24 protein-coding genes and 1 pseudogene are annotated in these 26,072 nt (G+C 40.7%); 10 read left to right on the forward strand and 15 right to left on the reverse strand.

Features of this window, described 5'->3' with window-relative positions; translation table 11 throughout:
• Window positions 1–11: 11 nt before the first annotated feature.
• The 4 genes from DX873_RS09935 to DX873_RS09950 all read right to left on the reverse strand — a co-directional run bounded on the left by DX873_RS09935 (window position 12) and on the right by DX873_RS09950 (window position 3,879).
• The gene (locus tag DX873_RS09935; protein WP_181899465.1) at window positions 12–1,454 is read right to left on the reverse strand and encodes an amidohydrolase family protein; all 1,443 of its coding nucleotides are present in this window, start codon (window positions 1,452–1,454) and stop codon (window positions 12–14) included.
• A 109-nt stretch (window positions 1,455–1,563) separates the two neighbouring features.
• The gene (locus tag DX873_RS09940; RefSeq protein ID WP_116184292.1) at window positions 1,564–2,628 is read right to left on the reverse strand and encodes a helix-turn-helix domain-containing protein; all 1,065 of its coding nucleotides are present in this window, start codon (window positions 2,626–2,628) and stop codon (window positions 1,564–1,566) included.
• Between the two features lie 133 nt (window positions 2,629–2,761).
• Window positions 2,762–3,412 carry a lysoplasmalogenase gene (locus DX873_RS09945; RefSeq protein WP_116184293.1) on the reverse strand — a complete coding sequence of 217 codons (651 nt, stop codon included), beginning with the start codon at window positions 3,410–3,412 and terminating at the stop codon, window positions 2,762–2,764.
• Window positions 3,406–3,879: a CYTH domain-containing protein gene (locus DX873_RS09950; protein WP_116184294.1), complete on the reverse strand. Its 474-nt coding sequence runs from the start codon at window positions 3,877–3,879 to the stop codon at window positions 3,406–3,408. Before DX873_RS09950 ends, DX873_RS09945 begins: the two co-directional genes overlap by 7 nt.
• 27 nt (window positions 3,880–3,906) lie before the next feature.
• On the opposite strand from DX873_RS09950, the pseudogene dinB reads away from it, so the two are divergent.
• Both dinB and DX873_RS09960 read left to right on the forward strand, forming a co-directional pair.
• Window positions 3,907–5,007, forward strand: a pseudogene (gene dinB / locus DX873_RS09955) (DNA polymerase IV).
• 49 nt (window positions 5,008–5,056) lie between these two features.
• The gene (locus tag DX873_RS09960) at window positions 5,057–5,635 is read left to right on the forward strand and encodes a TetR/AcrR family transcriptional regulator (protein ID WP_116184295.1); all 579 of its coding nucleotides are present in this window, start codon (window positions 5,057–5,059) and stop codon (window positions 5,633–5,635) included.
• A gap of 52 nt (window positions 5,636–5,687) precedes the next feature.
• On the opposite strand, the gene DX873_RS09965 is transcribed toward DX873_RS09960, so the two are convergent.
• The 4 genes from DX873_RS09965 to DX873_RS09975 all read right to left on the reverse strand — a co-directional run bounded on the left by DX873_RS09965 (window position 5,688) and on the right by DX873_RS09975 (window position 7,781).
• Complete coding sequence (locus DX873_RS09965; RefSeq protein WP_116184296.1) at window positions 5,688–6,080, reverse strand: plastocyanin/azurin family copper-binding protein; 393 nt, start codon at window positions 6,078–6,080, stop codon at window positions 5,688–5,690.
• Window positions 6,081–6,109: 29 nt separating this feature from the next.
• Window positions 6,110–6,658, reverse strand: coding sequence for a carboxymuconolactone decarboxylase family protein (locus tag DX873_RS09970; protein ID WP_116184297.1), 549 nt, complete (start codon window positions 6,656–6,658; stop codon window positions 6,110–6,112).
• A gap of 29 nt (window positions 6,659–6,687) precedes the next feature.
• Entirely contained in the window at window positions 6,688–6,837 is a 150-nt protein-coding gene (locus tag DX873_RS18875) for a hypothetical protein (RefSeq protein ID WP_181899466.1), read from the reverse strand.
• Window positions 6,838–6,932: 95 nt separating this feature from the next.
• The gene (locus DX873_RS09975) at window positions 6,933–7,781 is read right to left on the reverse strand and encodes a helix-turn-helix domain-containing protein (RefSeq protein ID WP_116184298.1); all 849 of its coding nucleotides are present in this window, start codon (window positions 7,779–7,781) and stop codon (window positions 6,933–6,935) included.
• A 165-nt stretch (window positions 7,782–7,946) separates the two neighbouring features.
• On the opposite strand from DX873_RS09975, the gene DX873_RS09980 reads away from it, so the two are divergent.
• Window positions 7,947–8,468 carry a PAS domain-containing protein gene (locus tag DX873_RS09980; protein ID WP_116184299.1) on the forward strand — a complete coding sequence of 174 codons (522 nt, stop codon included), beginning with the start codon at window positions 7,947–7,949 and terminating at the stop codon, window positions 8,466–8,468.
• Window positions 8,469–8,477: 9 nt separating this feature from the next.
• Here the strand turns inward: DX873_RS09980 and pyk are convergent, their stop codons facing one another.
• From pyk to DX873_RS10005, 5 genes are all read right to left on the reverse strand, one after another.
• Window positions 8,478–9,920: a pyruvate kinase gene (gene pyk, locus DX873_RS09985; RefSeq protein WP_116184300.1), complete on the reverse strand. Its 1,443-nt coding sequence runs from the start codon at window positions 9,918–9,920 to the stop codon at window positions 8,478–8,480.
• A 2-nt stretch (window positions 9,921–9,922) separates the two neighbouring features.
• Window positions 9,923–10,387, reverse strand: coding sequence for an IPExxxVDY family protein (locus DX873_RS09990; RefSeq protein WP_116184301.1), 465 nt, complete (start codon window positions 10,385–10,387; stop codon window positions 9,923–9,925).
• Between the two features lie 110 nt (window positions 10,388–10,497).
• Window positions 10,498–11,235 carry a ribonuclease III gene (gene rnc, locus DX873_RS09995; RefSeq protein WP_116184302.1) on the reverse strand — a complete coding sequence of 246 codons (738 nt, stop codon included), beginning with the start codon at window positions 11,233–11,235 and terminating at the stop codon, window positions 10,498–10,500.
• Between the two features lie 9 nt (window positions 11,236–11,244).
• Window positions 11,245–12,495: a beta-ketoacyl-ACP synthase II gene (fabF, locus tag DX873_RS10000; protein WP_116184303.1), complete on the reverse strand. Its 1,251-nt coding sequence runs from the start codon at window positions 12,493–12,495 to the stop codon at window positions 11,245–11,247.
• 101 nt (window positions 12,496–12,596) lie between these two features.
• The gene (locus tag DX873_RS10005) at window positions 12,597–12,830 is read right to left on the reverse strand and encodes an acyl carrier protein (RefSeq protein ID WP_009778413.1); all 234 of its coding nucleotides are present in this window, start codon (window positions 12,828–12,830) and stop codon (window positions 12,597–12,599) included.
• A 162-nt stretch (window positions 12,831–12,992) separates the two neighbouring features.
• Between DX873_RS10005 and purN the strand changes: the two genes are divergently transcribed.
• From purN to DX873_RS10025, 4 genes are all read left to right on the forward strand, one after another.
• The gene (purN, locus tag DX873_RS10010; protein WP_116184304.1) at window positions 12,993–13,574 is read left to right on the forward strand and encodes a phosphoribosylglycinamide formyltransferase; all 582 of its coding nucleotides are present in this window, start codon (window positions 12,993–12,995) and stop codon (window positions 13,572–13,574) included.
• The gene (locus tag DX873_RS10015) at window positions 13,558–14,193 is read left to right on the forward strand and encodes a ribonuclease H1 domain-containing protein (protein ID WP_116184305.1); all 636 of its coding nucleotides are present in this window, start codon (window positions 13,558–13,560) and stop codon (window positions 14,191–14,193) included. The genes purN and DX873_RS10015 overlap by 17 nt, the downstream gene beginning before the upstream one ends.
• Before the next feature lie 75 nt (window positions 14,194–14,268).
• On the forward strand, window positions 14,269–15,195 hold the full coding sequence (locus tag DX873_RS10020) for a PfkB family carbohydrate kinase (protein WP_116184306.1): 927 nt from the start codon (window positions 14,269–14,271) through the stop codon (window positions 15,193–15,195).
• Between the two features lie 46 nt (window positions 15,196–15,241).
• The gene (locus DX873_RS10025; protein WP_116184307.1) at window positions 15,242–17,140 is read left to right on the forward strand and encodes an amidophosphoribosyltransferase; all 1,899 of its coding nucleotides are present in this window, start codon (window positions 15,242–15,244) and stop codon (window positions 17,138–17,140) included.
• Window positions 17,141–17,799: 659 nt separating this feature from the next.
• Here the strand turns inward: DX873_RS10025 and DX873_RS10030 are convergent.
• Together DX873_RS10030 and DX873_RS10035 are read right to left on the reverse strand one after the other, a co-directional pair.
• Complete coding sequence (locus DX873_RS10030) at window positions 17,800–19,350, reverse strand: IPT/TIG domain-containing protein (RefSeq protein WP_116184308.1); 1,551 nt, start codon at window positions 19,348–19,350, stop codon at window positions 17,800–17,802.
• 161 nt (window positions 19,351–19,511) lie between these two features.
• Window positions 19,512–20,120 (reverse strand): superoxide dismutase, encoded by a 609-nt coding sequence (locus DX873_RS10035; RefSeq protein ID WP_116184309.1) that lies wholly within the window; start codon window positions 20,118–20,120, stop codon window positions 19,512–19,514.
• A 111-nt stretch (window positions 20,121–20,231) separates the two neighbouring features.
• On the opposite strand from DX873_RS10035, the gene DX873_RS10040 reads away from it, so the two are divergent.
• From DX873_RS10040 to DX873_RS10050, 3 genes are all read left to right on the forward strand, one after another.
• Complete coding sequence (locus DX873_RS10040; RefSeq protein WP_116184310.1) at window positions 20,232–23,357, forward strand: UvrD-helicase domain-containing protein; 3,126 nt, start codon at window positions 20,232–20,234, stop codon at window positions 23,355–23,357.
• 12 nt (window positions 23,358–23,369) lie between these two features.
• Window positions 23,370–24,563 (forward strand): glycine C-acetyltransferase, encoded by a 1,194-nt coding sequence (gene kbl, locus DX873_RS10045; RefSeq protein ID WP_116184311.1) that lies wholly within the window; start codon window positions 23,370–23,372, stop codon window positions 24,561–24,563.
• A gap of 113 nt (window positions 24,564–24,676) precedes the next feature.
• Entirely contained in the window at window positions 24,677–26,035 is a 1,359-nt protein-coding gene (locus DX873_RS10050; protein ID WP_116184312.1) for an OmpA family protein, read from the forward strand.
• Window positions 26,036–26,072 lie beyond the last annotated feature (37 nt).

Consider the following 26,072-nt stretch of genomic DNA (forward strand, 5'->3'; position numbering starts at 1 on the left):
TCGCTTTCTCCTTATTTGCTTATTAAATGATTCAAGAAACGTCCAAGCGTTAAGTATACGTTGGATTTCTGTCTTCCCAAACCTTTTAGTTCCTCTATATCGGGTTCAAGGTAAAGCGTCTCTCCTTTCACAATTGAAACAGGGTTATAAAGCGTATTCATATCAGTCAATGGGTTGTCCTTCACAATTACCATTTCTGCTTGTTTGCCTATGGCAATAGATCCTATTTCATCATCCATTTGTAATGCTTTGGCGGCTTCAATGGTACCAGACTTTATAATATCCAAAACCGGAATATCCAGGTCATTTAGGATTTTAATTTCGTCCAAAAGGGTTAATCCAGGTACCGTGAGGCTGGGACCGGTATCGGTTCCCAATAATAGATTTACATCTTCTTCATGAAAAACTTGGGTAAGTAATGCCATACACTTGTATTTTCCAACATTCCAATCATAAGTTCCTTTATTACAATTTACCCATTGTTGTAATTGTTTTTGACCGATGAACTCTATAAATGGATTGATTTTCTCCTCAGGCAAACTGCTAAGAAAATCATCTCCCTCAACCGTGGTCCTATAAATGTTGCGAAAAGGGGACATGGTAATGGTCAACCTTGCATTAGCTGCTTTGAATTTTTGTGCAATTTTTCTCCCTTTTGGAACGCTCAACTCATATTCCAAGGGTCCTTGAACAATCTCCTCTATATGCTCAAAGGAATTGAGATTGAATGACAACAGTGTATCTATACCTATTCCATGTGGAGGGTGACCGGCAACATATAGATCATTTGCGTTCGCTGTCTGCATTACAGCAGTAAACTGATCGTAGTTTAGCCCATCATAGATTTTGATGAAATCGTACCCTTTCTCTTTATAATCAGTAATGGCTTCTACAGCTTCTTCGGGGGTATCTATATTTTTATGAAAAGGTCCCGTATCGTTACCAGAGTTGATTGTTGGCGAAGCCGTTATCAACCTTGACCCCGGATAGCTGCCAAGTTCCATCTGTTGTCTCCACCGAAGGTGCATTGGGAACCCCATCATGTTCCTTACCGTGGTGACCCCATGGCCTAGGTACATGGCCAAATCCGAACGGTCAAAAATATGGGTATGCATGTCCATAAGTCCAGGAAGTGCAAAACCACCTTTGGCATCTATTTCCCTATACCCTTTTGGAGTTTCAACCGAATCCGGTAAAATTTGAACAATCTTACCTTCTTCCAGCAATATTTTGGCATTTTTAATCAATGCTCCGGGCGCTTCTGTTGAATCGGCCTCCACGTTGACAATATTTACATGGGTAAAGGCCAATTTGGAAACACGTTCCCCTATTTCTTCTGAAGGGTCTCCAAAATCATATTTGGATATCAACATGGATGAGACAAGGAAGAGGATAATTGCTGCAATTATCCCTAATAAGGTCTTTAAAACAATTCTGAATATTTTCTTTACCATTTCATTTTTTGATTGATGAACGCGGCAAAGCAAAGAAATCAATTGCTGATTTAGGTACGAAAACATGTTTCCGAACCAATTAATGGTACGCTGAAGTTCGGAGATAAAACTAAGAATTGGAATCTCTAAACTGCGAAGGTGTCATTCCGGTATGGTTCTTAAAAAAAGAATTGAACGAAGATTTTGAGCTAAACCCAACATCGTACATAATCTCCGAAATGGTCTCTCCCTCATCCTTGGGGTTTTTTAAACGTTCTTTGGCCAGCTCTATTCTAAACTCATTAATGTATCCAATAAAGTTTTTGTCCAAAAATCCATTTATCAAAAAAGAAAGTCTTCGTGCTGGAATAGAAACTGCTTTTGCAAGCTCATTTATATTGAGGTCAGGGTTGATATAAATTTCTGAACTTCTCATGAATTCATCCAAACGGTTTAGCTCATCATGTTCTTCTGCATTAGGTTTCTTGGGTGTTGTATTGACTTGTTGATTCTGGATAATGTTGACATCATTCCTAGAAATCCCCATGAAAATCTGAGGCTGTTTCAATCCTTTGTAAAACACCCAATTAATGAGAAAAAGCAGCATGAGGTGGATTGATGAAACCCCTTGGGTGATATCAAGCCCAAGTACAAATTGATCTACAATATCCAGCAGAAGGGTAAGGCAAAAAATGACCATGAAATTCTGAAGCCACCTAAGTTCTATCTGTCCTTCTTTGGACTGAACCTGCTTTAGAATGTTGCGATACTTAATAAGCCCTTTTATGGAAACTGCTATGTAGCCTATCAAACTTAAGTACATAATTGCCCCTGCATATTCACATACTGAAATTTTGGACATTGCCATGACAGCTAGAAAACCAAAAGGCAGTAGATGGATTAGTTGCTTGTATTCAAATTCCGATTCTTTATAAATCAGGGACCTTGAATAAAAGTATAGCAAAGGGCCATAGGCAAACCCATAGATGCAGGCCATGGAACCAAAGAATTCCCACTTCATTCCAAAATTTGGGGCCAACAGTCCAAAAAATTGAATCGCCATAACCAGAAAAAAAGCGGCCAGCAAAAAATTGGCTCTTCTTTTAAAACTACTATCACCAAACAATACCAAAGCAAAGATCAGGCTTTGAAAAAGTAGAATTGCAGGAATAATATCTCCGATATAAAACACCATAAAAATCAAACAGCTATTTCAAAAATACTACCTTATTGTGATGAGTTGGCTGTAGAGCCATCTCCAGATTGAATAAATTTTTATCGTTCTTATTACAGGCTCTGCACTAAATCAAAAAACCGGACTCGGGGTTTCAGTTCTCCTGAGTAGAAATTTTATACGTTGCATTGGAAATCAAAGCTACACTTAACCAGTAGGTACTTAAAATAATAGGGCCAGCCAGTGTGAAGGGGGATTTGAATTTGTTTACTGCAATCATAGAGTCAGAAAACATAAACAACACCACCACCAGAGCTATCAACGCATAAGCATGTCGTTTTTTCTTTAGAAAAAGACCTGTCCCCTGCCAAGCCATAAACAGGATGACCGCAATATACAGACCTACAGGTATTAAAAAACTCCCCAAATCGGGTTTTAGCCAGAGAAATAGAATCAATCCAATCGCCAGGAACGCAAAAAGAGAAATATAGTTGAAATAAAATCCTTCCAGTCTTATAAATGCCATGGCAAACAGTAAATGGGCCATCAAAAAAGAACCTAATCCAAAGACAAAGTATCCCTCAAAAAGAAGAAATACATCTCCCAACAAACAAAAAATCAGCGCGATAAAAACAGTATTCTTAAACTTTGGTTTTGCTGTTTTTGAAGCAAAAAACAAGATGGAGATTACCAATATCGTGGTCAATGGCTTCAAAAACAAATAAAGCATTCTATAGCCAGAATATTCAGAATATATAGCCAGCAGAGCAGAAAATGCTATCAGGATGTTGATGGCTCTCACCATTCCTTAAAGGGCTTTTTACTAAGCTGCGAGTTGTAATATTTTGAGATCCCTGTTACTTCCTCCCCCAGCCATTCAGGTTTTTGAAAAACCTCATCTTCATGTTCCAGTTCCAGTTCTGCTATAACAAGACCCCTATTCTCTCCCATGAATTCATCCACTTCAAAAATGTGATTGCCATGGCGGACTTCATAGCGAATCTTTTCCAGGATAACGTCTTCACAGAGATCAATGAGATTTGTTGCTTCTGTACCTTTAATTTCTGTTTCCCACTCGAACCGAGTGGTCCCGGAGTCGCTGCTACTCCCTTTTACGGTCAAGTATCCTTTCCCGTCCTTGATTCGGACTCTCACGGTCCTATCCGGATCCGTATTCAGAAATCCCTGGACGATTCGTGTGCTTGACGAGGCTTCCTCCTTATAGTCGTTTGATCTGACCAAAAATTTACGTTCAATTTCCAAGTGTTCCATCAAACTAAATATACCCTAAATTTGAGTATGGACTTTGATTTTCCCTTAAGAAAAATCATTCATGTAGACATGGACGCGTTTTACGCTTCGGTGGAGCAACATGACAATCCTGAATTAAAGGGGAAACCTCTTGCCGTTGGCGGTGGGTCAAAACGAGGTGTGGTTTCCGCAGCAAGCTACGAAGCCAGAAAATTTGGAGTGCGCAGTGCCATGGCGGGTTACATTGCAAGGAGAAACTGTCCCGATCTTATTTTTGTTAAACCACGTTTTGACCGATACAAAGAGGTTTCCATGCAAATCAGAAAAATCTTCTTTGAGTACACGGATTTGGTGGAACCCCTATCACTTGACGAAGCCTATTTGGATGTCACTGAAAATAAAAAGGGAAATCCTTCGGCTACATTGATTGCCAAGGAAATTAGGGAGAAAATTTTCCAGACCACTGGATTGACAGCCTCTGCCGGTATCTCCATTAATAAATTCATTGCAAAGGTTGCAAGCGATTACAACAAGCCCAACGGGCAAAAAACAGTGAACCCGGAGGAAGTAATACAGTTCTAGGAAGACCTGGACATAAGAAAGTTCTATGGGGTTGGAAAAGTTACAGCCGAGAAGATGTACAAATTGGGCATTTTTACAGGAACTGACCTGAAACAAAAACCGCTTGAATTTTTAAATGAGCAATTTGGTAAAAGCGGAAAATACTACTACTATGTGGTTCGTGGCATCCATAATAGTCCGGTTAAGCCACATCGCATTCCAAAATCTGTTGGTGCGGAGCGTACTTTTTTTGAAAATTTGAGCAGTGAAATCTTTATGCTGGAAAAGTTGGAGAATATTGCCGCTGAACTGGAACGTAGACTCCAAAAATCTAAAATTGCGGGCAAGACCATCACCTTAAAGATAAAGTACAGTGATTTCACGCTCCAGACCCGGAGCAAAACGTTGCAGTATTACATTTCCAACAAAGAATTGATTCTGGAAACAGCAAAAGAACTGTTATATCAATCAGAGCTTCAAAACTCCGTACGGCTTCTTGGAATTTCCCTGGCCAACCTAAATACCCATGAGAAAAAAGAGGAAATCAAAAAGGAATCTGTTTCGGTACAGCTAAAATTTGATTTTTGAGGGTAACAAACTATTGCCCAGGCAATTATTTCTTACTTACTTTGTAGATATGCCACGCCCCAAATTGCACCAACATATCATAACCACCGCTGGTAATCTTTTCTACACCAATGGGTACAACTCCACGGGAATAAATGAAATCATTGAAAAGTGTGGTATTGCCAAAGCAACGCTTTACTCCCATTTCAAATCAAAGGAAGATATCTGTATAGCCTACCTTACCCAACGCCATGATAGTTTTATGGAGGCTTTGAAGGGCTATGTCTCCAGAAGAAAAAAAGGGAGTAACCAGTTGTTGGCCATTTTTGATTATTTAAGGGATATGTACCGTGAAGGTAATTTTCATGGATGTTGGGGATTGAAGATGTTGGGGGAACTGGCCCCGGGACAAAAGAAGATTCTGGAGGTAATTCAAAAACAGAAAAAGGAACTATTGCTGTTCTTGGGGGAAGTGGTGAACGACAACATTGTGAACATTTCCAAAGCGGAAACGGAAAAAATATCAGGAGGTATTTATCTGCTATATGAAAGTGCCTTTACGGAAAGTCATCTATTTAAAAATGACTGGCCCATTTATACGGCCAGGAGTATTGCATCCTCACTTTTTGCAAACTCGGAGTTGGTATAACCAAAAAGAGCCCCTTAAAAACAGGAGCTCTCTTATACATAAATCTTCTTACTTACTTTACAACCAAAGTATTATCAGTTGACGTAGGGTTCAGCGGACAGAAATAAACATACTCGCCTTTTACCAATTTGGTGGGCTTGGATGTTTGGGACGCTCCCGTTTTTACCGGCTTAATCACATAAGCAGTCTTGATATGGTTTTCGGGCTTACTCACGTCGTGTCCCTTTTTTACCAATACAAAACCAACATCATGTCCAACACCATTGTTGGTAATATCGAACACATATGTTCCTTCGGAAACAGTGATTTGTTTTTGAGTGAATTCACCCGAAGTCTGTTCCAACGCTAAGGTTCTTACCGGTGCTTCCTTCATCATTTTGTCTTGTGCGCTTGTTGAAAACACCACACCGACAGTTAATACTAAAATGGCAATTGTTTTTTTCATTTCTATTTAATTATTGGATTAATAATTTTTTAGGCTTCAACAGCCTGCAAGGGTTGTGCTACCGGAAAATCCACAGGAATCTCCGTAGTATTGTTGATATAGTTGGAAATGGTTTTGTCCCCAACCAAAACAATCGTATCGATCAAGTTCTCCTTGCTCCATCCGGCTGCAAAGAAGTTGTCCAAAACATCAGCATCTGTCGCTCCTCTGTTCTCGGTCATGTTTTTGGCCAAACGCGCCAAGGCATCCAACTTGTTATCAAAAGAGGCCTTACCAGATCTTAGTTCTAAAATTTGGTCATCTGTAAATCCGTTCATTTTTCCAATGGCGGTGTGGGCAGACAAACAATAAAGACATCCATTGACTTCGCTTACAGCCAAATTAACAGCTTCCTTTTCTTTGGCTTTCAAAGATGTCTTGGCATTGCTAAAGGTTAAGTAGTTGCCTAGTGCATTTTCAGAATAGGCATAGGTTGCATATAGGTTTGGTACAAACCCTAAGGCTTTTTCAAGATTATCAAAAATTGCCTGGTTACCGGAACTTACTTCTTCTTTCTTGGGTACATTAAATGTGCTCATAACTTTAAATTTTTATGTGTTAATAATGATTAAATATGTTCTACAAAAGGTTTTTCTGCTTCGCAGTAGAAATCATGATGATACTTTTGATCGCAATGGTCCATGGCCATTAACGCTTGCGTTGCAGGTTTTCTGGAGGTTCTAAAAATTTCAATTAGATTGAAAATGGATTTTTCCATGGTCTTTACCTTGTTTTTAAATTACAGGGCAAAGATGTTGTGAAAATCAGAGGAGGTGTTAGGAGCAATTTCCCGACCGCTTGCCGAACTTTCCCTTAGGCCGGCACCAATAGGTTTTCTCTATATTCCGAAGGGGTCATCTGGGTCATTTTTTTGAAAAACCTGCTAAAATGGGCAGGGTCGTTGAACCCGAGTTCATAACCAATTTCCTGATTTTGCTTATCAGTATAATTGATGAGTCGCTTAGCTTCCAAGGCAATCCGTTCCAGAATTATTTGTTGTGGTGATTTTTGTTTGTAAATAGAGAAAAGGTTAGAAAGCGTCTTAGGGGATTTAAAAAGCATCTCAGCATAGTCGCTCACCTTTCTTTTGGTTTTATAATGAAGGTCTACCAAGAAATTAAACCTACGGATGGTATCAATTTGATCATTGTCCAAACTCTTTACCATATGTTGTTCTTTGGCCAAACGGGTACTCATAATAATAAGCCGCTTCAAGAGCATTTGTAGCATATCTCCCTGAATGTTGTCCGGAGTGGCAAATTCCTCAACAAATACATCGTACCACAGATTGAACTTTTTCAACTGCCCTTCGGGGATGGTGATAATGGGAAGGTCCTGGGTTCCAAAAAATAAGATGCCATTACAGGATACTTCAGTGTCATGGTCAAAAATGCAATAGAATTCGCGATTGAACAGAATTGCCGAAAGAGGAGATGCTGTTTTTGAATAAGAAATGTGCTGAAGATATGTTACCGTTATCATCTGGTTGGGTAAGATATCCAGCTCTAGTCCATCAACCGTTATGGTTATGGATTCTGCATTTCGGTTCCAGAGGAACTTGATGGTGTTTGCGGTAATAGAAAATCTTTCCTCATCCTTTCTGATGTCGTTGGTCAACCCTAAAATAGACCCTAGTTTATCATCTTTATATTCGTATCTCATCTGCAGCTGATCTGTAAGTTCTTGCTAAAAAAACATCATTTTCGGAGGTTTAGTCATCTTTATTTGTTGATACTTACACCCAGTTAACTGGCTTTTAGACCTCTAATTCTTGAACAATACTGTTAATAAATTGTACGGTTTTTAATGTTTTAATAGTATTGGTGTATGGAAAAGTTGAGATTTTACGATGAAGCGGCATCTAATTTTTACTCTGGGGAAAAAATTACTTGCTTTCCGATAACCTCCATGGATTTTTACGCCCAGCGCTTCCAAAAGGTTTGCAAGAGCCTTCATGATGTCAAAAACCTTAGCGATTTGGCTGAAAAGGAAAAATGGGGAGGTATTATTCCTTTTGAGGATGAAATTCTGGATAAAGAGCATGTGGTGGTGGTTACCGATGCGGAACTCAATATTGTTTATGCCTCCCAGAACATCACCCATATGAACGGATATCGGCCGGATGAAATCCTAGGTAAAAAGCCAAAAATGTTTCAAGGTGATGGCACTTGTAAGCTAACCACCCAAAAAGTTTCAGAAGCCATAAAGAAGCGAGAAGCTTTTGAAGTTGTGCTTACCAATTACAGAAAAGACGGAACTGCCTATCAGTGTTGGATCAAGGGGTCTCCCGTTTTGAACAAAACAGGTAAGGTGGTCAACTTTATTGCCTTTGAAAAGGAGGTGGCTTAACGGCTTCTCTTAAAAACTACAGGTTTCTATCTCAGTAACCCTGAGTGTGTTCACCATACCTTTATCCTTTATAGGCATAGCGGCCAAACTGATCAACATATCTCCCACATCCAAAAATCCTTTCTTACAAGCAATTTGGTTTACATCCTCTATGGTCTCATCCGTGGAAACGTACCTATCATAATAAAAGGCTTTAACGCCCCATAATAGGTTTAACTGGGTTAAAATTCTCTTGTTGGATGTAAATACAAGAATATGTGCACTGGGTCTCCAAGCAGATATCTGAAAGGCAGTATATCCACTATTTGTCAATGTTGAAATGGCTTTTGCTTGAATTTCATTCGCCATCAAGGCTGCATGGTAGCAAACAGATTTGGTGATATATCTTTTGGTACGAATATGCGGCGGGGTCTGGGGAACCTTGATCAAACTTGATCCTTCAACACTGGTCAGGATACTGGTCATTTTTTCAATGACCTGGACCGGATAATTCCCTACCGAAGTTTCTCCGGAAAGCATTACGGCATCCGCACCATCCATTACCGAGTTTGCCACATCATTCACCTCTGCTCGGGTGGGAGTAAGACTGGTAATCATGGTCTCCATCATTTGGGTAGCAATGATTACAGGAATCCTGGCCTTTTTGGCACGCAAAACCAACTTTTTCTGAATCAATGGCACCTCTTGAGCAGGTATCTCCACACCCAAATCTCCCCTAGCTACCATTAAACCATCGCAATAGGCTACGATCTTGTCAATATTTTCAACCGCTTCGGGTTTTTCTATCTTGGCAATAATTGGAATCTTATGGTCTGAGTGTTCATTGATCAGGTTTTGAAGGTCCATTAGATCCTGACTATGACGAACAAAGGAAAGTGCAATCCAATCGACCTGTTGGCCAATGGCAAAAATGGCATCTTTGATATCCTTCTCCGTTAAGGCCGGTAATGAAATATCAGTGTTTGGAAGATTAACCCCCTTTTTGGATTTTAAGGGCCCTCCTTGAACCACAGTGGCCATTACCTGATCTTTTTTGTTGGTGGATTTGACCTCAAAAATCAGTTTTCCATCATCAAGAAGAATTCGTTCTCCAGGATTTACATCCTTAGGAAAGCTTTCGTAATTCATGTAGACCCGCTGGGCAGTACCCTCAAAAGGTTCTCCCGTTGCGAATGTAATTTCGTCTCCAGGAGAGACCACGGCCTCACCTCCCATAACTCCTACTCTAAGTTTTGGGCCCTGCAAATCTGCCAATATCGAGGTGCTTACCTCCAGTTCTTCATTAAGCTCTCGTATTATCTTGATGCGCTCAGCAACATCATCATAGGAAGCATGCGAGAAATTTATTCTAAAAACATCTACTCCTGCCCTGATCATCTCCCTTAGGGTCTCCTTCTTGCTTGTTGCAGGTCCGAGTGTTGCTACAATTTTCGTCTTCTTTCTAGTTGGCATTTCTAAAAGATTAAATTTCTTTTCGATTTTAAGGTTTGCACATCAACAGGGTATGCAGTAATAACTTTAGCAATCGTATTGATTGCCTTTACCTTGGCCACAACCATGGACTCGCATACACCATCCATTTTAAAAAAATAGTCAACTTCTTTATGTTCATCCACTAAATGGTCTGTCCTGAACACAGTACTGTTTCCAAAAAAACCCTCCGATGGAACTACTTCCTCCACGGTGCATTTATTGGAAATAAGTGTCCAATAGACATCATTTAGCTCATCGTCCCAATCAAATAATGAAAACATCCTGTTTTCACCAGTCTGAAGGTCATTGGGCATCCTTTTCAGATGCAGCCTACAACTGGAATTTATGGCATATGTAAGTGCATAATCCTCCAAATTGCTATGTATGGCAATGAGCTTAAAACTGTCATCGTAAAAGTCAGCTGATATCTTGTGCGTTGTCAACATCTCCTTAACACGAAATGTAAATATAGGTTTAATCCCAATGACAGCCTAGCTTTAATGGGACAATGCTCCTTTAAAGGCTACGAAAACGTTTTAGTTTACCTTTATTTAACTTACTGATTTTCAATTTTGCTCTGCAAAGCAAAATAGGCTCTTTTTGATGCTTTTTCTTCGGCCTTCTTTTTGGAAGTTGCCCTAGCCTTGGCCATTACCCTATCTCCAATGGTGAGTTTCACGGCAAAATGTTTTAGTTCATCATTCCCAGTGTCCTCATACACATCATAATTGAAGGTCTTTTTTTGCTTTTGGCACCATTCAATCACCAAACTCTTGTAACTGATTACTTTGCCTTCGAGCTGTTCAATATCCACATAAGGCTCTATAACCCTTTCATTGATGAATTTTTCGCAATAGGAATAGCCCTTGTCCAAATAAATGGCCCCCACAAGTGCTTCAAAAACATTTCCATGGATATTCTCTCCAAAATGGGATTTTGGAATCCTACTTTCCACATATCGCAAAAGATCAAGATCCTTGCCCAATTCGTTGAGGTGCTTTCTGCTCACGACCTTTGAACGCATCTTGGTAAGGTATCCTTCATCACCCTCTGGAACCTCATTATAAAGGTGTTTGGATATTATGGTTCCCAGCATGGCATCGCCCAAAAACTCCAATCGTTCATAGTTCATTGGGTTACCCTGCTCATCCCTTTTGTTCACGGATCGGTGAAGAAAAGCTTTTTTGTAGATTTTGAGGTTTTTTGGTTTGAACCCAAGGATTTTCTTCATCCCCAAAAAAAAATCCCCATCCGTTTTTGGATGGGAATTGAATATTTTTGAGGTGAGTTTCATGTTACAAAACTACCCTATTTTTTTGAACAAAATACAAGCATTGTGGCCTCCAAAACCAAAAGTATTGCTCATGGCCACATTTACTTCTCGTTCCTGAGCCTTGTTCAAGGTCAGGTTGAAAGAAGCATCTATCTCTTCATCCACCGTACTATGGTTGATTGTTGGCGGCACCAAACTATGGTGCATGGCCAAAATTGAAGCAATGGCCTCAATGGCACCTGCTGCACCGAGCAAATGACCTGTCATGGACTTGGTAGAATTGATATTGATGTTTGGGGCATGTTCCCCAAATACCTTGGAAATAGCCTTCAACTCGGCCACATCTCCCAATGGAGTGGAAGTTCCGTGCGTGTTGATTGCATCAACATCCTCCGGGCTCATTCCAGCATTCTTTAAGCAATTCTCCATAACTTTTACCACACCAATACCATCTGGATGTGGAGCGGTCATGTGATATGCATCACTGGATAGACCTCCCCCTACAACTTCGGCATATATCTTGGCTCCTCTTGCTTTGGCATGCTCATATTCTTCCAATATAAGTGCACCAGCACCTTCACCTAAAACAAATCCGTCCCTAGTGGCATCAAATGGTCTTGAAGCAGTTTCAGGACTATCGTTTCGGGTTGATAGGGCATGCATGGCGTTAAAACCACCCATTCCAGCAATGGTCACGGCAGCTTCACTACCACCGGTTACAATAACATCGCAATGGCCCAATCTGATGTAATTTAATGCATCGATCAAGGCATTTGCAGAAGAGGCACAAGCGGAGACCGTGGTATAGTTAGGTCCCATAAATCCATGTTTAATGGAAATATTTCCAGGTGCTATGTCCGCAATCATTTTTGGGATAAAGAAGGGGTTGAAACGAGGAGTTCCATCTCCATTGGCGTAACCAATGACCTCGTTCTGAAAGGTTTCAAGACCGCCTATTCCAGCTCCCCATACAACACCTACCCTGAACTTATCCACTTTTTCCAGATCAATCCCAGAATCTGCTATGGCTTCATCGGAGGATACAAGTGCATACTGGGCAAACCTGTCCAGTTTTCGCGCTTCTTTCCTATCAAAATAATCCTGTGGATTATAGTCCTTTAGTTCACAAGCAAACTTTGTCTTGAACTTTTCGGTATCAAAATACGTGATGGGCGCACAACCGCTCTTACCGTTCTTTAGTCCCTCCCAATAAGCTTCCAAATTGTTTCCAATAGGTGTTAACGCACCCATTCCGGTAACTACTACTCGCTTTAACTGCATTGAACTATTTTTTTACCCGTTAGAACCTAAATTATAAAAAAAATATCCATGTGATCATCATCACATGGATAATTTAAAATCTTTAGTAAAATATCATAGAATTACTTCGCTTCTTCTATATAGCTAATGGCTTGGCCAACAGTTGCAATGTTCTCCGCCTGATCATCAGGGATCTGAATGTCAAATTCCTTTTCAAACTCCATGATAAGTTCAACAGTGTCCAAGGAATCCGCCCCAAGGTCGTTGGTAAAGCTTGCTTCTGCCACAACTTCATTTTCATCTACACCTAGTTTATCAACGATGATTGCCTTTACTCTTGATGCAATGTCTGACATAATTATATTGGTTTTAAAAATTTAATCGTTGGCAAAAATATAAAACTTTGGATTAAATACACCATTTGTCGATAAAATGTACCTTAAAATAAACCTCTTAAGGCCCAGTATATTACTTTAGCCGTCAGAAATAGGTCGCAAAACACACCTTTTCTTTACAACATGAAACGAATTGTTATTCTAGCTTCCGGCAGTGGGTCCAATGCAGAGAACATTATCTCTTTTTTTGGAGATAGCACCGAGGTAGAAGTGTCCGCTGTGCTCACTAACAAAAGCACCGCCGGGGTACTGGAGCGCTGTAATCGGCTCAATATACCGGCTTTTTATTTTAATAAAAAAGCCTTCACTGGTTCGGACACTGTTATACGACTGCTGAAAAGTCTTAAGCCAGACCTCATTGTCCTTGCTGGGTTTCTTTGGAAAGTTCCCATTTCAATCATTGCTGTTTTTCCAAACCAGATTATCAATATACATCCTGCTTTGCTTCCCAAATATGGTGGAAAGGGCATGTATGGGGAAAAAGTGCATCAAGCCGTGAAAGAAAATATGGAGACCGAAACGGGAATTACCATCCATTATGTAAATGAGAATTATGATGAAGGTGCGATCATCTTTCAGGCTAAAACCGAACTCACTATACATGATAGTGCAGAGACCATAGCAAACAAGGTACATCAATTGGAATACGAACACTTTCCAGTAGTAATAGAAAAACTTCTTTTCCCAAATGGCGAAAAAAAATAAGTTCTATGTGGTATGGAAGGGCAAAAGACCTGGCATTTTTGAAAGCTGGGATGATTGCAAGGCCCAAATAGAAGGTTTCAAAGGTGCCCAATACAAATCTTTTTCAACCTTTGCCGAGGCCAAAAAGGCTTTTAACGGCAACTATCTGGAATACAAGGGCAAATCCAAAGGCAAAACCGAACTATCTCCAGAGGAATTATTAAGAATAGGTGAGCCCAACCTCAATTCTATAGCTGTTGATGCAGCATCTAGCGGAAATCCTGGAAGAATGGAGTATAGGGGTGTGGACACCAAAACCAAAAAGGTTCTTTTTCATCAGGGTCCTTTTCCTGAAGGAACCAGCAATATTGGTGAGTTTTTGGCACTTGTCCACGGACTGGCCTTTTTAAAGAAGCAAAAAAGTGATAGGATCATCTATTCAGATTCCCGGATTGCTATTGGCTGGGTGCGAAAAGGGAAGTGCGGCACCAAATTGAAAAAAAATCAAAAGAACTCCGTTCTATTTGAGCTCATTGCTAGAGCTGAAGACTGGCTAAAGAAAAACCGTTATAACACTCCAATTGTTAAATGGGAGACCAAGGCATGGGGAGAAATTCCTGCAGATTTTGGAAGGAAATAAGCTCAAGTGAGACAAATTATATAAATAGTGCAAAATGGAATTGCTAAACCGTATATTTGCACCAAAATTTAGGTAATGGGCAAGCTGCTGATCGTTGGGTCACTTGCATTTGATGCTATTGAGACCCCGTTTGGAAAGACAGGCAAAATTTTGGGAGGTGCTGCAACATTTATTGGCCTGGCCGCCACACAATTCAGGGTAAAATCTGCCATAGTATCTGTAGTAGGGGATGATTTTCCCCAATCTTATCTGGATTTGCTTGAAAACAGGGATATTGATATCTCGGGAGTGGAAGTTGTAAAGGGAGGCAAGACCTTTTACTGGGAAGGCAAGTACCATAACGACCTCAATTCCAGAGATACTTTGGTCACCGAACTCAATACATTGGCCGATTTCAATCCAATTGTACCGGATGATTTTAAAAATGCCGAAGTGGTCATGTTGGGCAATCTACATCCCAATATCCAGATGAGTGTCATCGAGCAAATGGAAACCCGACCTAAACTTGTTATTCTTGACACCATGAACTTTTGGATGAACAATACTTGGGATGAGCTGATGGCCGTCATCAAAAAAATTGATGTCATTACCATCAACGATGAAGAGGCCCGTCAAATGACCGAAGAATATTCCTTGGTCAAAGCGGCTGCCAAAATCCAAGAGATGGGACCCAAATTTGTTGTGATCAAAAAAGGTGAACATGGAGCTCTTTTGTTCCATGATGGACACATATTTTTTGCCCCCGCTCTTCCTCTGGAAGAGGTTTTTGACCCCACTGGAGCTGGAGACACTTTTGCAGGTGGGTTTTCTGGCTATTTGGCAGAAGCGGGGAACATTACGTTTGAGAGCATGAAAAATGCAATTATTCAAGGCTCCAACTTAGCATCTTTCTGTGTGGAAAAGTTCGGAACCGAAAGGATGGTGGAACTACAGAAACATGAAGTGGATGCTCGATTGGTGCAGTTTAAAGAATTGACACAATTCAATATTGAATTAACATAAATACCTGCCCTGAAAAATTTCAGGGCTTTTTTTATTTTGGTCTGTTATGAGTGATTCGATTAAGCACGAATGCGGAATATCACTGATCCGTTTGCTTAAACCTCTGGAATACTACAAAGAAAAGTACGGTACAGCTTTTTACGGAGTAAACAAAATGTACCTGATGATGGAGAAACAGCACAACCGGGGACAAGATGGTGCCGGTTTTGCAAGTATAAAACTGGATATGAGTCCAGGGCAGCGGTACATGAGCAGGGTACGTTCCGCAAATCAACAACCTATTCAGGATATTTTTGCCCAAATCAATGACCGCATCAATACCGCTCTTTCCGAAAATCCCGAATATGCAGATGATGTTCAGTTACAAAAAAAGAACATTCCTTATATAGGGGAGTTGTTAATGGGCCATGTTCGCTATGGAACTTTTGGAAAAAACAGCATTGAAAACGTGCACCCCTTCTTAAGACAGAACAACTGGATGCACCGTAATCTGATTGTTGCCGGTAACTTTAACATGACCAATGTTGACGAACTCTTTGGCAACCTGGTAGAACTGGGTCAGCACCCAAAGGAAATGGCGGATACCGTTACCGTAATGGAAAAAATCGGGCATTTTTTGGATGATGCTGTTGCCAAACTCTATAAGGAGATCAAAAAAGAAGGCTACAATAAACGTGAGGCTTCACCCTTGATCGCGGAACGATTGAATGTTGCAAAAATCTTGAGAAAGGCTTCAAAGAACTGGGATGGTGGTTATACCATGGGAGGTCTTTTAGGGCATGGGGATGCCTTTGTGTTTAGGGACCCATCTGGAATACGGCCAGCCTATTACTACCAAGATGATGAAGTTGTTGTGGTCGCTTCAGAAAGACCAGTGATCCAAACCGTTTTTAATGTAAAGTTTGATGATGTGCACGAGCTGGATCCCGGCCACGCCATGATCATTAAAAAAGGGGGCGGTGTTAAACTGGCCGAAATACTGGAACCAAGGGAACGTAAAGCATGTTCTTTTGAACGTATTTATTTTTCAAGAGGTAGTGACCAGGAAATCTATCAAGAAAGAAAAATGTTGGGAAAACTTGTTTTTCCACAGATACTAAAGGCCATTGACCATGATATGGCAAAGACGGTCTTCTCGTACATACCCAACACAGCGGAAACATCATTCTTTGGTCTGGTCAAGGAGGCTCAAAATTATCTGAACCGAAGAAAGGAAGAACAGATTCTTGCATTGGGACCCAATACAACACGTGAAGAATTGCATAAAATCCTGGATGTACGTCCTAGAATAGAAAAAGTGGCCATCAAGGATGCGAAACTCAGAACCTTTATTACCCAGGACAGTAGTAGGGATGACCTAGTTACCCACGTTTATGATGTCTCCTACGGGTCGGTGAATAAAAATGATAACCTTGTAATTATTGACGACAGTATTGTACGAGGTACTACATTGAAACGTAGTATTCTCAAAATTTTGGACCGCCTCTCGCCAAAGAAAATCATTGTGGTTTCCTCTGCCCCCCAAATACGATATCCTGATTGTTATGGGATAGACATGGCCAAATTGGAAGACTTTGCTGCGTTTAGGGCAGCAAAAGCACTCCATGAAGATCATGGAACCACGCATGTCATCAAGGAAATCTACGAGAAATGCATAGCCCAGACAGCGAATAAGGACAAGGATGTTGTAAACTATGTAAAGGAATTCTACGCGCCATTTACGGCAGATCAAATTTCCAAAAAGATAGCTGAGATATTGAGTCCTCCAGGAATCAATGCGGAGGTTGATATAATCTATCAGAGTATCGAGGGGCTTCACCAGGCCTGTCCCCAAAACCTTGGGGATTGGTATTTTACCGGAGATTACCCCACACCAGGAGGGAATCGGGTTGTCAATCGGGCCTTCATAAACTTCTACGAAGGCAAAAACCAAAGGGCGTACTAATTTACATTTCTATAATCTTAAGTTAACACATGCATTTCGTCGATGATATGTGCAGATTACCGTGTTTTTGCGTGGCAGGTGAATGTCAAACTTACTTTAGTATTGCCATAGCATAAGTAGGTTAAGTTCATGGTAAGATTTGGGGCAAAAAAGGTGGAAGCTATTCCACCTTTTTTATTTTAAGCTATTTCGTGTCTTCCTTTCCGTAATCCTTTTCCTTAACATTAGTACTCACAAACGGCAATCATGGCAATTCATCCAAATTAAAAGGGTTTCATCTAAAAAGCTTTTTCAAAGGCACCCCCTTGGCGTACATTTGGAGGACCATAGCATAAGTAGGTTAAGTTCATGGTAAGATTTGGGGAAAGAAGGCGGACAGTGTCCGCCTTCTTTATGTTTGAATCCCAAGTATTTAAGTGAATTTGTGAGATAAATCTTCTTTTCATCTCGCTTTCAAATCCAAAAAAAAATTCAAAACCTTTTGTTATTTCTCACAATACCAGTATTTTAGTCTCGCCATAGCATAAGTAGGTTAAGTTTATGGTAAGATTTGGGACGAAAAGGGCGGGGGCTTCCTCGCCCTTTTCTATTGTACCCTTTTTGAAAAAGAGAAGGGCGCCATTGGCGCCCCCACAATAATCCTAAACCCTAAAAAAAAATTATTTTACGAAAATGGATAGTCCTAACGATTCACCTGTTCCATCTATATCCATATCTAGAACTTGAACAATTTCTCCGCTGTCCTTATTGATCTTCCATACTTTTGCTACTATCATATCAAGACCAAAATCAATTTCCACTCCTGTAACAAAAACATCATCCCCAAAAACCTGAATTGACACAAACCTTGTAATGGATTCTTCGTTTAGGGTAACCCATTCTACACCATTTTTCCAAATCATGCCCTCTACTCCTTGATGACCTGCCACATAGATATCCCCATTATCCACTGCTACTGATCGAGCCTCTGAATCATCCGCTCCATTGCCCAGAACTACACTTTCCCCTTCACCACCGGTCCAATATTTTGCTACGTCCACTCCATCGGCATTTTCTTCATATCCCACGACCAGATATCCTCCATTGCCATCAGGTTTTATAGAAAATGCATCGGCATAGTATTCGCCACTGTTCAGCAAAACTGGTGTTTCACCTCCATCCCAGACCATTACATGTCTAGTAGGCCCATCGCCCATTCCCAATATATAAGTTCCTGTTTCATCAACAAACATATCAGCACCTCTTGTATTGGTATGCATTCCAGAAGTCAAATTGACAGGAGAACCATTTTTCCATGCAATGCCTATTTCATTTTCTTTAAACTCCTCTACAATACTACCAACAACCCAAACGTCCTGCCCATCAATATACACAGCATTTCCTCTACCATATCTTATAGGAACGTTGTTTAAAACCTCCTTTGTCCCATTTTTCCAGAGCCTAGGTTGCGAATCACCCTCAACATATTCGTGCCCTGTGGCAAATATGTCCTCTCCATTGCCCACAATAGAGCTTACCCCGGCATCCCCCGCTCCATTCAAAAGATATAATATGTTTCCATTTTTCCAGACTGTGGCAAAGTTATCGCCTTGCCTAATTATTTCTCCTCCAACATATATGTCCGGGTTAACGGTTACTGTAATTTTAGCTGTAAGCTCTCCAATGGTAGCGGTAACCTCTATCGTGCCCACATCTACAGCAGTTATGGTTCCCTCACTATCGACCGTGGCTATGTTTGCATCACTGGTTTCCCATTCTGCCGTCTCTTCAAAGTCATCAATATTGTTTATGAGTATTGTTTCCGTGTCCTCGCGAAAAAGGACCAAACTGGTCTTGTTCAGTTCAATAGCGGAAGGCCCCTCTTTGGTGACCACAAAATCCGAAGCACTGGTAGCGGTCTTGTCACCCACCTTTACCGTGATCTTGCCCGTGGTGGCTCCATCGGGAACGGTGACCACCAACCGTGTGGTGCTCGCGGTTTGGATCGTGGCCGCCTGTCCGTTGAACTTGACCGTGTTGTCCCCTTTGGCGTCTCCAAAGTTCATTCCGTCCAAAACCACGGTGGTGCCCACCGGCCCAGTGTTTGGTTCTACCTTCTCTATTATTGGGACTTTGGTCTCTGGGGTTTGGGAATCATCGTCCTTTCCGCAGGAAAGGAACAGCAATGTCATTGACAATATCACCACCACCAAATATGCAATTTTTTTCATGGTTTAAACTTTTATGGTTTAGACCTTAAAGGAAAAACAAGGACGGCAATTAGGGAGAGGGGAATTTATGGATGCCCCTTTTCAATTGACGGATGGAAAAATTGAGACATAAAAAAGCCGGGGCAATCCCCGGCCTTTTTTGATACTAAGATTGTTGTGGTTTACTTATTCGCCATATAATCTTCTGAAACTTTGTCCCAGTTGATCACATTATAGAATGCCGAAATATAATCTGGTCTTCTGTTCTGATAATTTAGGTAGTATGCATGCTCCCATACATCCAAACCTAAAATAGGGTATCCCCCACAACCTACTCCTGGCATAATGGGATTATCCTGATTTGGAGTGGAGCAAATCTCAACCTTACCTCCTTTTTGTACACACAGCCAAGCCCATCCAGAGCCAAATCTAGTAGCCGCAGCTGCGCTGAATTTCTCCTTGAATCCATCAAATGATCCAAAGGCTTCATCAATGGCTGCAGCTAAATCTCCGCTTGGGGTTCCACCGCCATTCGGGGACATTGCTTCCCAGAACAGGCAGTGGTTGTAAAAACCTCCTCCATTGTTTCGTACCGCTCCATTGGACATGTCCAGGTTAGACAAAATGTCCATTATATCCTTTCCTTCCAAATCGGTTCCCGCTATAGCACCATTTAATTTTGTAGTGTATCCATTGTGGTGCTTAGTATGGTGGATTTCCATGGTTCTTGCATCTATATGTGGCTCCAAGGCATCATATGCATAGGGTAATTTTGGTAATTCAAAAGCCATAATCGTATTGTTTTTAAGTTATTAATGACGATTGTAAAAATACGGCTTTATCGTTTATATTTTGTGTTGTTGTCATTAAGTTAAAGTTGGTAATCCGTAATTTGCGTAAAAATGGTTTTGGAGGATTCCTATTTTAGAATATATAGCGCTTCGGCAGGTTCGGGCAAAACCTATGCCCTTACCAAGGAGTATCTCAAACTCCTATTGTCCAGTAGTTCTCCGCTGAAATTCAGACAGATCTTGGCCATCACTTTTACCAACAAGGCGGTAAATGAAATGAAAGGCCGAATTCTGGAAAATCTCTACGCTTTTGGGAAAGACCAAACTCCAAAGAAACAACTTTCCTTGTTCCAAGAGCTCTGCCAAGAGCTTTCTTTGGACCCTACTGAGCTTCGTAAAAAATCCAATGCCATACTCAAGCGGATATTGCACAATTATTCCTTTTTTGAGATTTCCACTATTGATAAATTCAACCATAAGATCATCAAGACTTTTGCCAGAGATCTTCAGATATCCCAAAATTTTGAAGTGGAGCTGGACACAGAACTTCTATTGGAGGAAGCGGTTGGAAGGTTGTTGGAACGTGCTGGAAGTGACAAAGAACTTACGGAGGTGCTAATAGCCTTTTCTCTTGAAAAGATAGATGACGATAAAAGCTGGAACATTGCTTTTGACCTTGTGGAAATTGGGAAGCTGCTCTTCCAGGAGAACCACACTGGCCACATTGAGCCACTACGCACAAAATCCATCAAGGACTTAACACAGATAAAACAGAACATTGCCCTTAAAATCCTTTCCAAAGAAAAAACGATTGTAGCATCTGCCGAAAATGTGCTCTTGGAATTAGAAAAAAGTGGTTTTGAGTTTTCTGATTTCCCTCGACAAACACTTCCCAATCACTTTAAGAAAATTGCCGGAGGTGAATTCAACCCAAAAAATCTCTACAACAACAAACTGGAACAAAATCTGGTCGAGGGCAAAATTCTAAAAGCGAATGATAGTAGAGATGTTTCAAAACTGTCAACAGCATTGTTGGAAGCGTTTTTAAGAATCAAAAAACATATCTATGCCCGAAGTTATTTGAAGAATATTTATGGAAATATTGTTCCATTGACCGTGCTGGCTGAGATTGCCAAGGAAATCAAGAATATTGAAATCGACAGGGACATAGTCCCTATAAGTTCCCTAAACACCATCTTGTCCAAAGAGATCAAGGACCAACCGGTTCCTTTTATTTATGAACGAATGGGGGAAAAATACCGTCATTATTTTATTGACGAGTTTCAGGACACCTCACAGACCCAATGGGAAAATTTGATTCCACTTATTGGTAATGCCCTCGAAAGTGAAAGCCAAAATAATGAACGGGGGTCCCTCTTTTTAGTGGGTGATGTAAAACAGGCCATCTATAGATGGCGAGGTGGAAGGGCAGAACAGTTTCTGGATCTTATAAACAAAAAAGAGCTTCCTTTTGTAGTTCCTCCAAACATCCACTCATTGGACACCAACTGGAGGAGCCACGACCAGATTGTAACCTTCAACAATTCCTTTTTTGCCAATGTTGCCCCCGTTCTGCAGAACGAAGATTACCAGCAATTGTTCTTGAAAGACTCTTACCAAAAAACCAACAAGAGGCCTGGTGGTTATGTACAATTGACCTTTTTGGATAGCGATATTTTGGACAAAGAAGAAGTCCATTGCGGTCATGTCCTCGATACTATACAATCTCTTATCTCCAAAAAATTCAAGTATTCCGATATCTGTGTTTTGGTAAGAGACAATAATAAAGGAATGGCACTGGCCCATTTTCTGGCTAAAAACAACATACCTATTATTTCGTCGGATGCGCTTTTGCTTCAAAACAATCAAAAAGTAGCTTTTTTGATTGCGCTGTTAAAGGTGGTTGAAAATGCAAAGGACAAACAAGCGGCCTACGAGGTCTTACTATTTCTGTCCGGCGAAGAAAACAAAAAACACGAATTTATTTCGCAACATCTTGATTCCATCCAGGAATTTCTGCATAGAGCCTATGGTTTTAACCTGATGAATTTAAAAGGACAGCCGGTATCCTCAATTTTGGAAGCGGCCATCATCCTTTTTGAGCTTGCCCAAGATGCCCCGGCCCACCTTACCTTTTTAATGGATGAAGTACTGAATGTTGAAAAGAGTGAAGGGCCAAGCATTCATTCGTTTTTGAAATATTGGGAAATCAAAAAAACCTCGCTTTCCGTTGCGTCCCCAGATAATCTGAATGCGGTAAAAATAATGACCATTCACAAAGCAAAGGGGCTCGAATTTCCCTTTGTCATATTTCCTTTTGCCAATTCGTTGTTGGATGACAAGCGAAAGAAAAAGAAATCATGGGTCCCGGCCCCACAAAGTGAAGAATCCTTCGGTTTGGATCAATTTCTCGTCAATACAAATAAGGAAATGCTAGAGTATTCCGAATCAACATCCATATTATATAAGGATGAAGAGGAAAAATCGGTGCTCGATGCCCTAAATGTTTTGTACGTGGCACTTACCCGCGCAGTTTTGGGGCTTTATGTGATTACTGAAAGAGGAAAAGAATTGGCTGCCGTGGCCCAAGCATCTTCCTATTCTGATTTGTTCCAGTTTTATGCTCAGAGCCAAAACCTGGCCCAAAATGAAATAGGTGCCTATTCCATAGGCTCCATACCCGAACTAGAAGATTCCGAGGATGAAATGCCGATTGCAAAGAACCCAATTTCGTATATAACCCGACCAAAACAGGACCACGGCTTTAACATTTCCACTTCTTCCATTCGTCTTTGGGACGATGAAAGAAGAGCCGCTATAGATATGGGCAACTTGGTTCATTTTGCCTTGAGTAAGATCAAGACGGCCAAAGACATCCAAGAAGTGATGAGCAATCTCTTGGTGTCCGGGCACGCTCAAAAAGAGGTTTTGGATAAAATCCAACAAAAGATTCTTGATGTGGTGAATCACCCAGACCTCATAAAATATTTTGGAGAAGATCTGGAAATCATGAACGAGCAAGAAATTTTAACTGCAAATGGATTGGCCTTGCGCCCGGATAGAATTATGATTTCAGGAAACGAAGCCTCAGTTATTGATTATAAAACTGGGAGTCCTTCTCCATCCCATAAGGCACAAATCCTTCATTATGCTGAAATTCTAAAACAGATGAATTTTAAAATCAAAGATTCCATTATTGTTTATATTGATCAAAAAATTAATCCCGTTTTCGTTTAAACTAAAAATACTATGTACGGTAAAATAAAAGAACACCTGAGCAAGGAGCTGGAAACCATTAAAGAAGCCGGTCTTTTTAAAAAGGAACGTATTATTACCTCTCCACAGGGTGCAGTCATAAAAATCTCAACTGGGCAGGAAGTCATTAACTTTTGTGCAAACAATTACTTGGGACTTTCGTCGCATCCAGATGTAATACAAGCTGCAAAGGATGCTATGGACACCCATGGATTTGGAATGTCCTCGGTACGATTTATTTGTGGAACCCAAGACATCCATAAAGAGCTGGAAGAAAAAATCGCAAGTTTCTACGGTACAGAGGATACCATATTATATGCAGCCGCTTTTGATGCCAATGGAGGCGTCTTTGAACCGTTGCTTACCGCAGAAGATGCCATAATTTCTGATTCACTAAACCATGCCTCCATTATAGACGGAGTGCGTTTATGCAAGGCAAAGAGATATCGTTATGCCAATAATGATATGGGTGATTTGGAAAAACAGTTGAAACAAAGTGTTGAAGATGGTTCTCGATTCAAAATCATTGTAACTGATGGAGTCTTTTCCATGGACGGTCTGGTTGCACCTTTAGATAAAATCTGCGATTTGGCGGATAAGTATGATGCCCTAGTTATGATTGATGAGTGCCATGCTGCAGGATTTATTGGGGAAACCGGTAGGGGAACCTTGGAAGAAAAAGGCGTGATGGACCGAATAGATATCATTACCGGAACCTTGGGAAAAGCCTTGGGTGGAGCCATGGGAGGCTATACCACAGGAAAAAAGGAAATCATAGAAATGCTCAGACAACGGTCCAGGCCATATCTCTTCTCCAATTCCCTGGCTCCTGCAATTGTTGGGGCATCCATTAAGGTTTTTGATATGTTGAAAAAAGACACTTCCCTACGGGATAAGCTTCAAGAAAATACAGAATACTTCAAAAAGGGTATGAAAAACGCTGGTTTCGATATTATAGATGGTGATTCCGCAATTGTACCCGTGATGTTGTACGATGCCAAACTGTCCCAAAATATGGCAGATATGCTCTTGGAAGAAGGAATCTATGTCATTGGCTTCTTCTATCCGGTGGTCCCAAAGGGAAAAGCCCGGATTCGTGTGCAATTATCCGCTGCCCATGAAAAACATCATTTGGACCATGCGATAAATGCATTTATTAAGGTAGGAAAAGCACTAAAAATCGTTTAAATGCGCAAAAAGTTCTATGTAATGCGTTAAAAAAAAAGAAAAATTGATTTTGTTAATAGTTCTTAACAACTTACATTTGCAGCTGATAAACACTTAAACTTAAAATTTTGAGCATGAAACATCTTAGCAAATTATTGGTTGTTGCCCTTGTCTTTGTAGGGTTTAACAGCATACAAGCGCAAGACGAGAATAATCCATGGCAGATTAGTTTTGGGATAAACGCAATCGATACGTATCCTACTAATGACGAGAACAATCCTTTCGCAAGCGAAACTTTGTTCAACGAATACTTCAATGTCTCTGACCACTGGAACATCTTGCCTTCAGTTTCATATGTGTCTGTTTCCAGATATATAGGAGATGGTTTCTCTGTTGGTGCCAGAGGTTCTTTGAACAGAATTGAAAAAAATGGTGACCAAGATGTTGACGACCTTTCTCACTATGCTATTGATGGTACTATTAAGTACAACTTCCTAAAGAATACAACTATCGATCCTTTCGTTGAAATCGGTGGTGGTTATACTTGGGTTGATGAAATAGGTGCCGGTACTGCAAACGGTGGTGTTGGTGTAAACGTTTGGTTCTCTGAAAACATTGGTCTAACTGTACAGACCAAGTACAAGCATGCTTTCGAAGATTACCTAGTAAGACATTTCCAACACTTGGCTGGAATTAGCATCAGATTTGGTGGTACTGACACTGATGGTGACGGTATCTACGACAAAGATGACGCTTGTCCAGAAGTTGCCGGTTTAGAAGCTTTCAACGGATGTCCTGATTCTGATGGTGACGGTATCGAAGATGGTAAGGATAGCTGCCCTAACGAAGCTGGTCCAAAAGAATTGAACGGTTGCCCAGATGCTGATGGTGACGGTATTGCTGATAAAGATGATGCTTGTCCTAACGAAGCTGGTCTAGCTGCTTTGTCTGGTTGCCCAGATGCTGATGGTGACGGTATTGCTGATAAAGACGATCAATGTCCTAACGAAGCTGGTCCTGCTGGAAACAATGGATGCCCTTGGCCAGATTCTGATGGTGACAGCGTTCTTGACAAAGACGATCAGTGCCCACAAGTAGCTGGTACTGTTGCTAACAACGGTTGCCCAGAGGTTACTGAAGAAGTTCAAAAGCAATTGAACGATTACGCTAGAACTATCTTGTTCGATACTGGTAAGTCTTCTATCAAAGCAGAGTCTACTTCTGTAATGGTTGATATTATCCAAATCTTGAACGAGTATCCTAACGCTAAGTTTACAGTTGAAGGACACACTGATAGTGTTGGTAGAGAATCTACTAACCAAAGACTTTCTGAAGAAAGAGCTAACGCAGTAAGAGATTTCTTGATTGACAAAGGAATTGGATCTGATAGATTGTCTGCTGTTGGATATGGTGAGGCTAAGCCAATCGCCACTAACAACACAAGAGCAGGTAGAGCTCAAAACAGAAGAGTTGAAATCAACTTGATAAAATAAGAAGAAAACTAAGTTTTCTTTTCAAAAAGGCCCTGCA

Source organism: Flagellimonas nanhaiensis, from assembly GCF_003382275.1.
Lineage (GTDB): Bacteria > Bacteroidota > Bacteroidia > Flavobacteriales > Flavobacteriaceae > Flagellimonas > Flagellimonas nanhaiensis.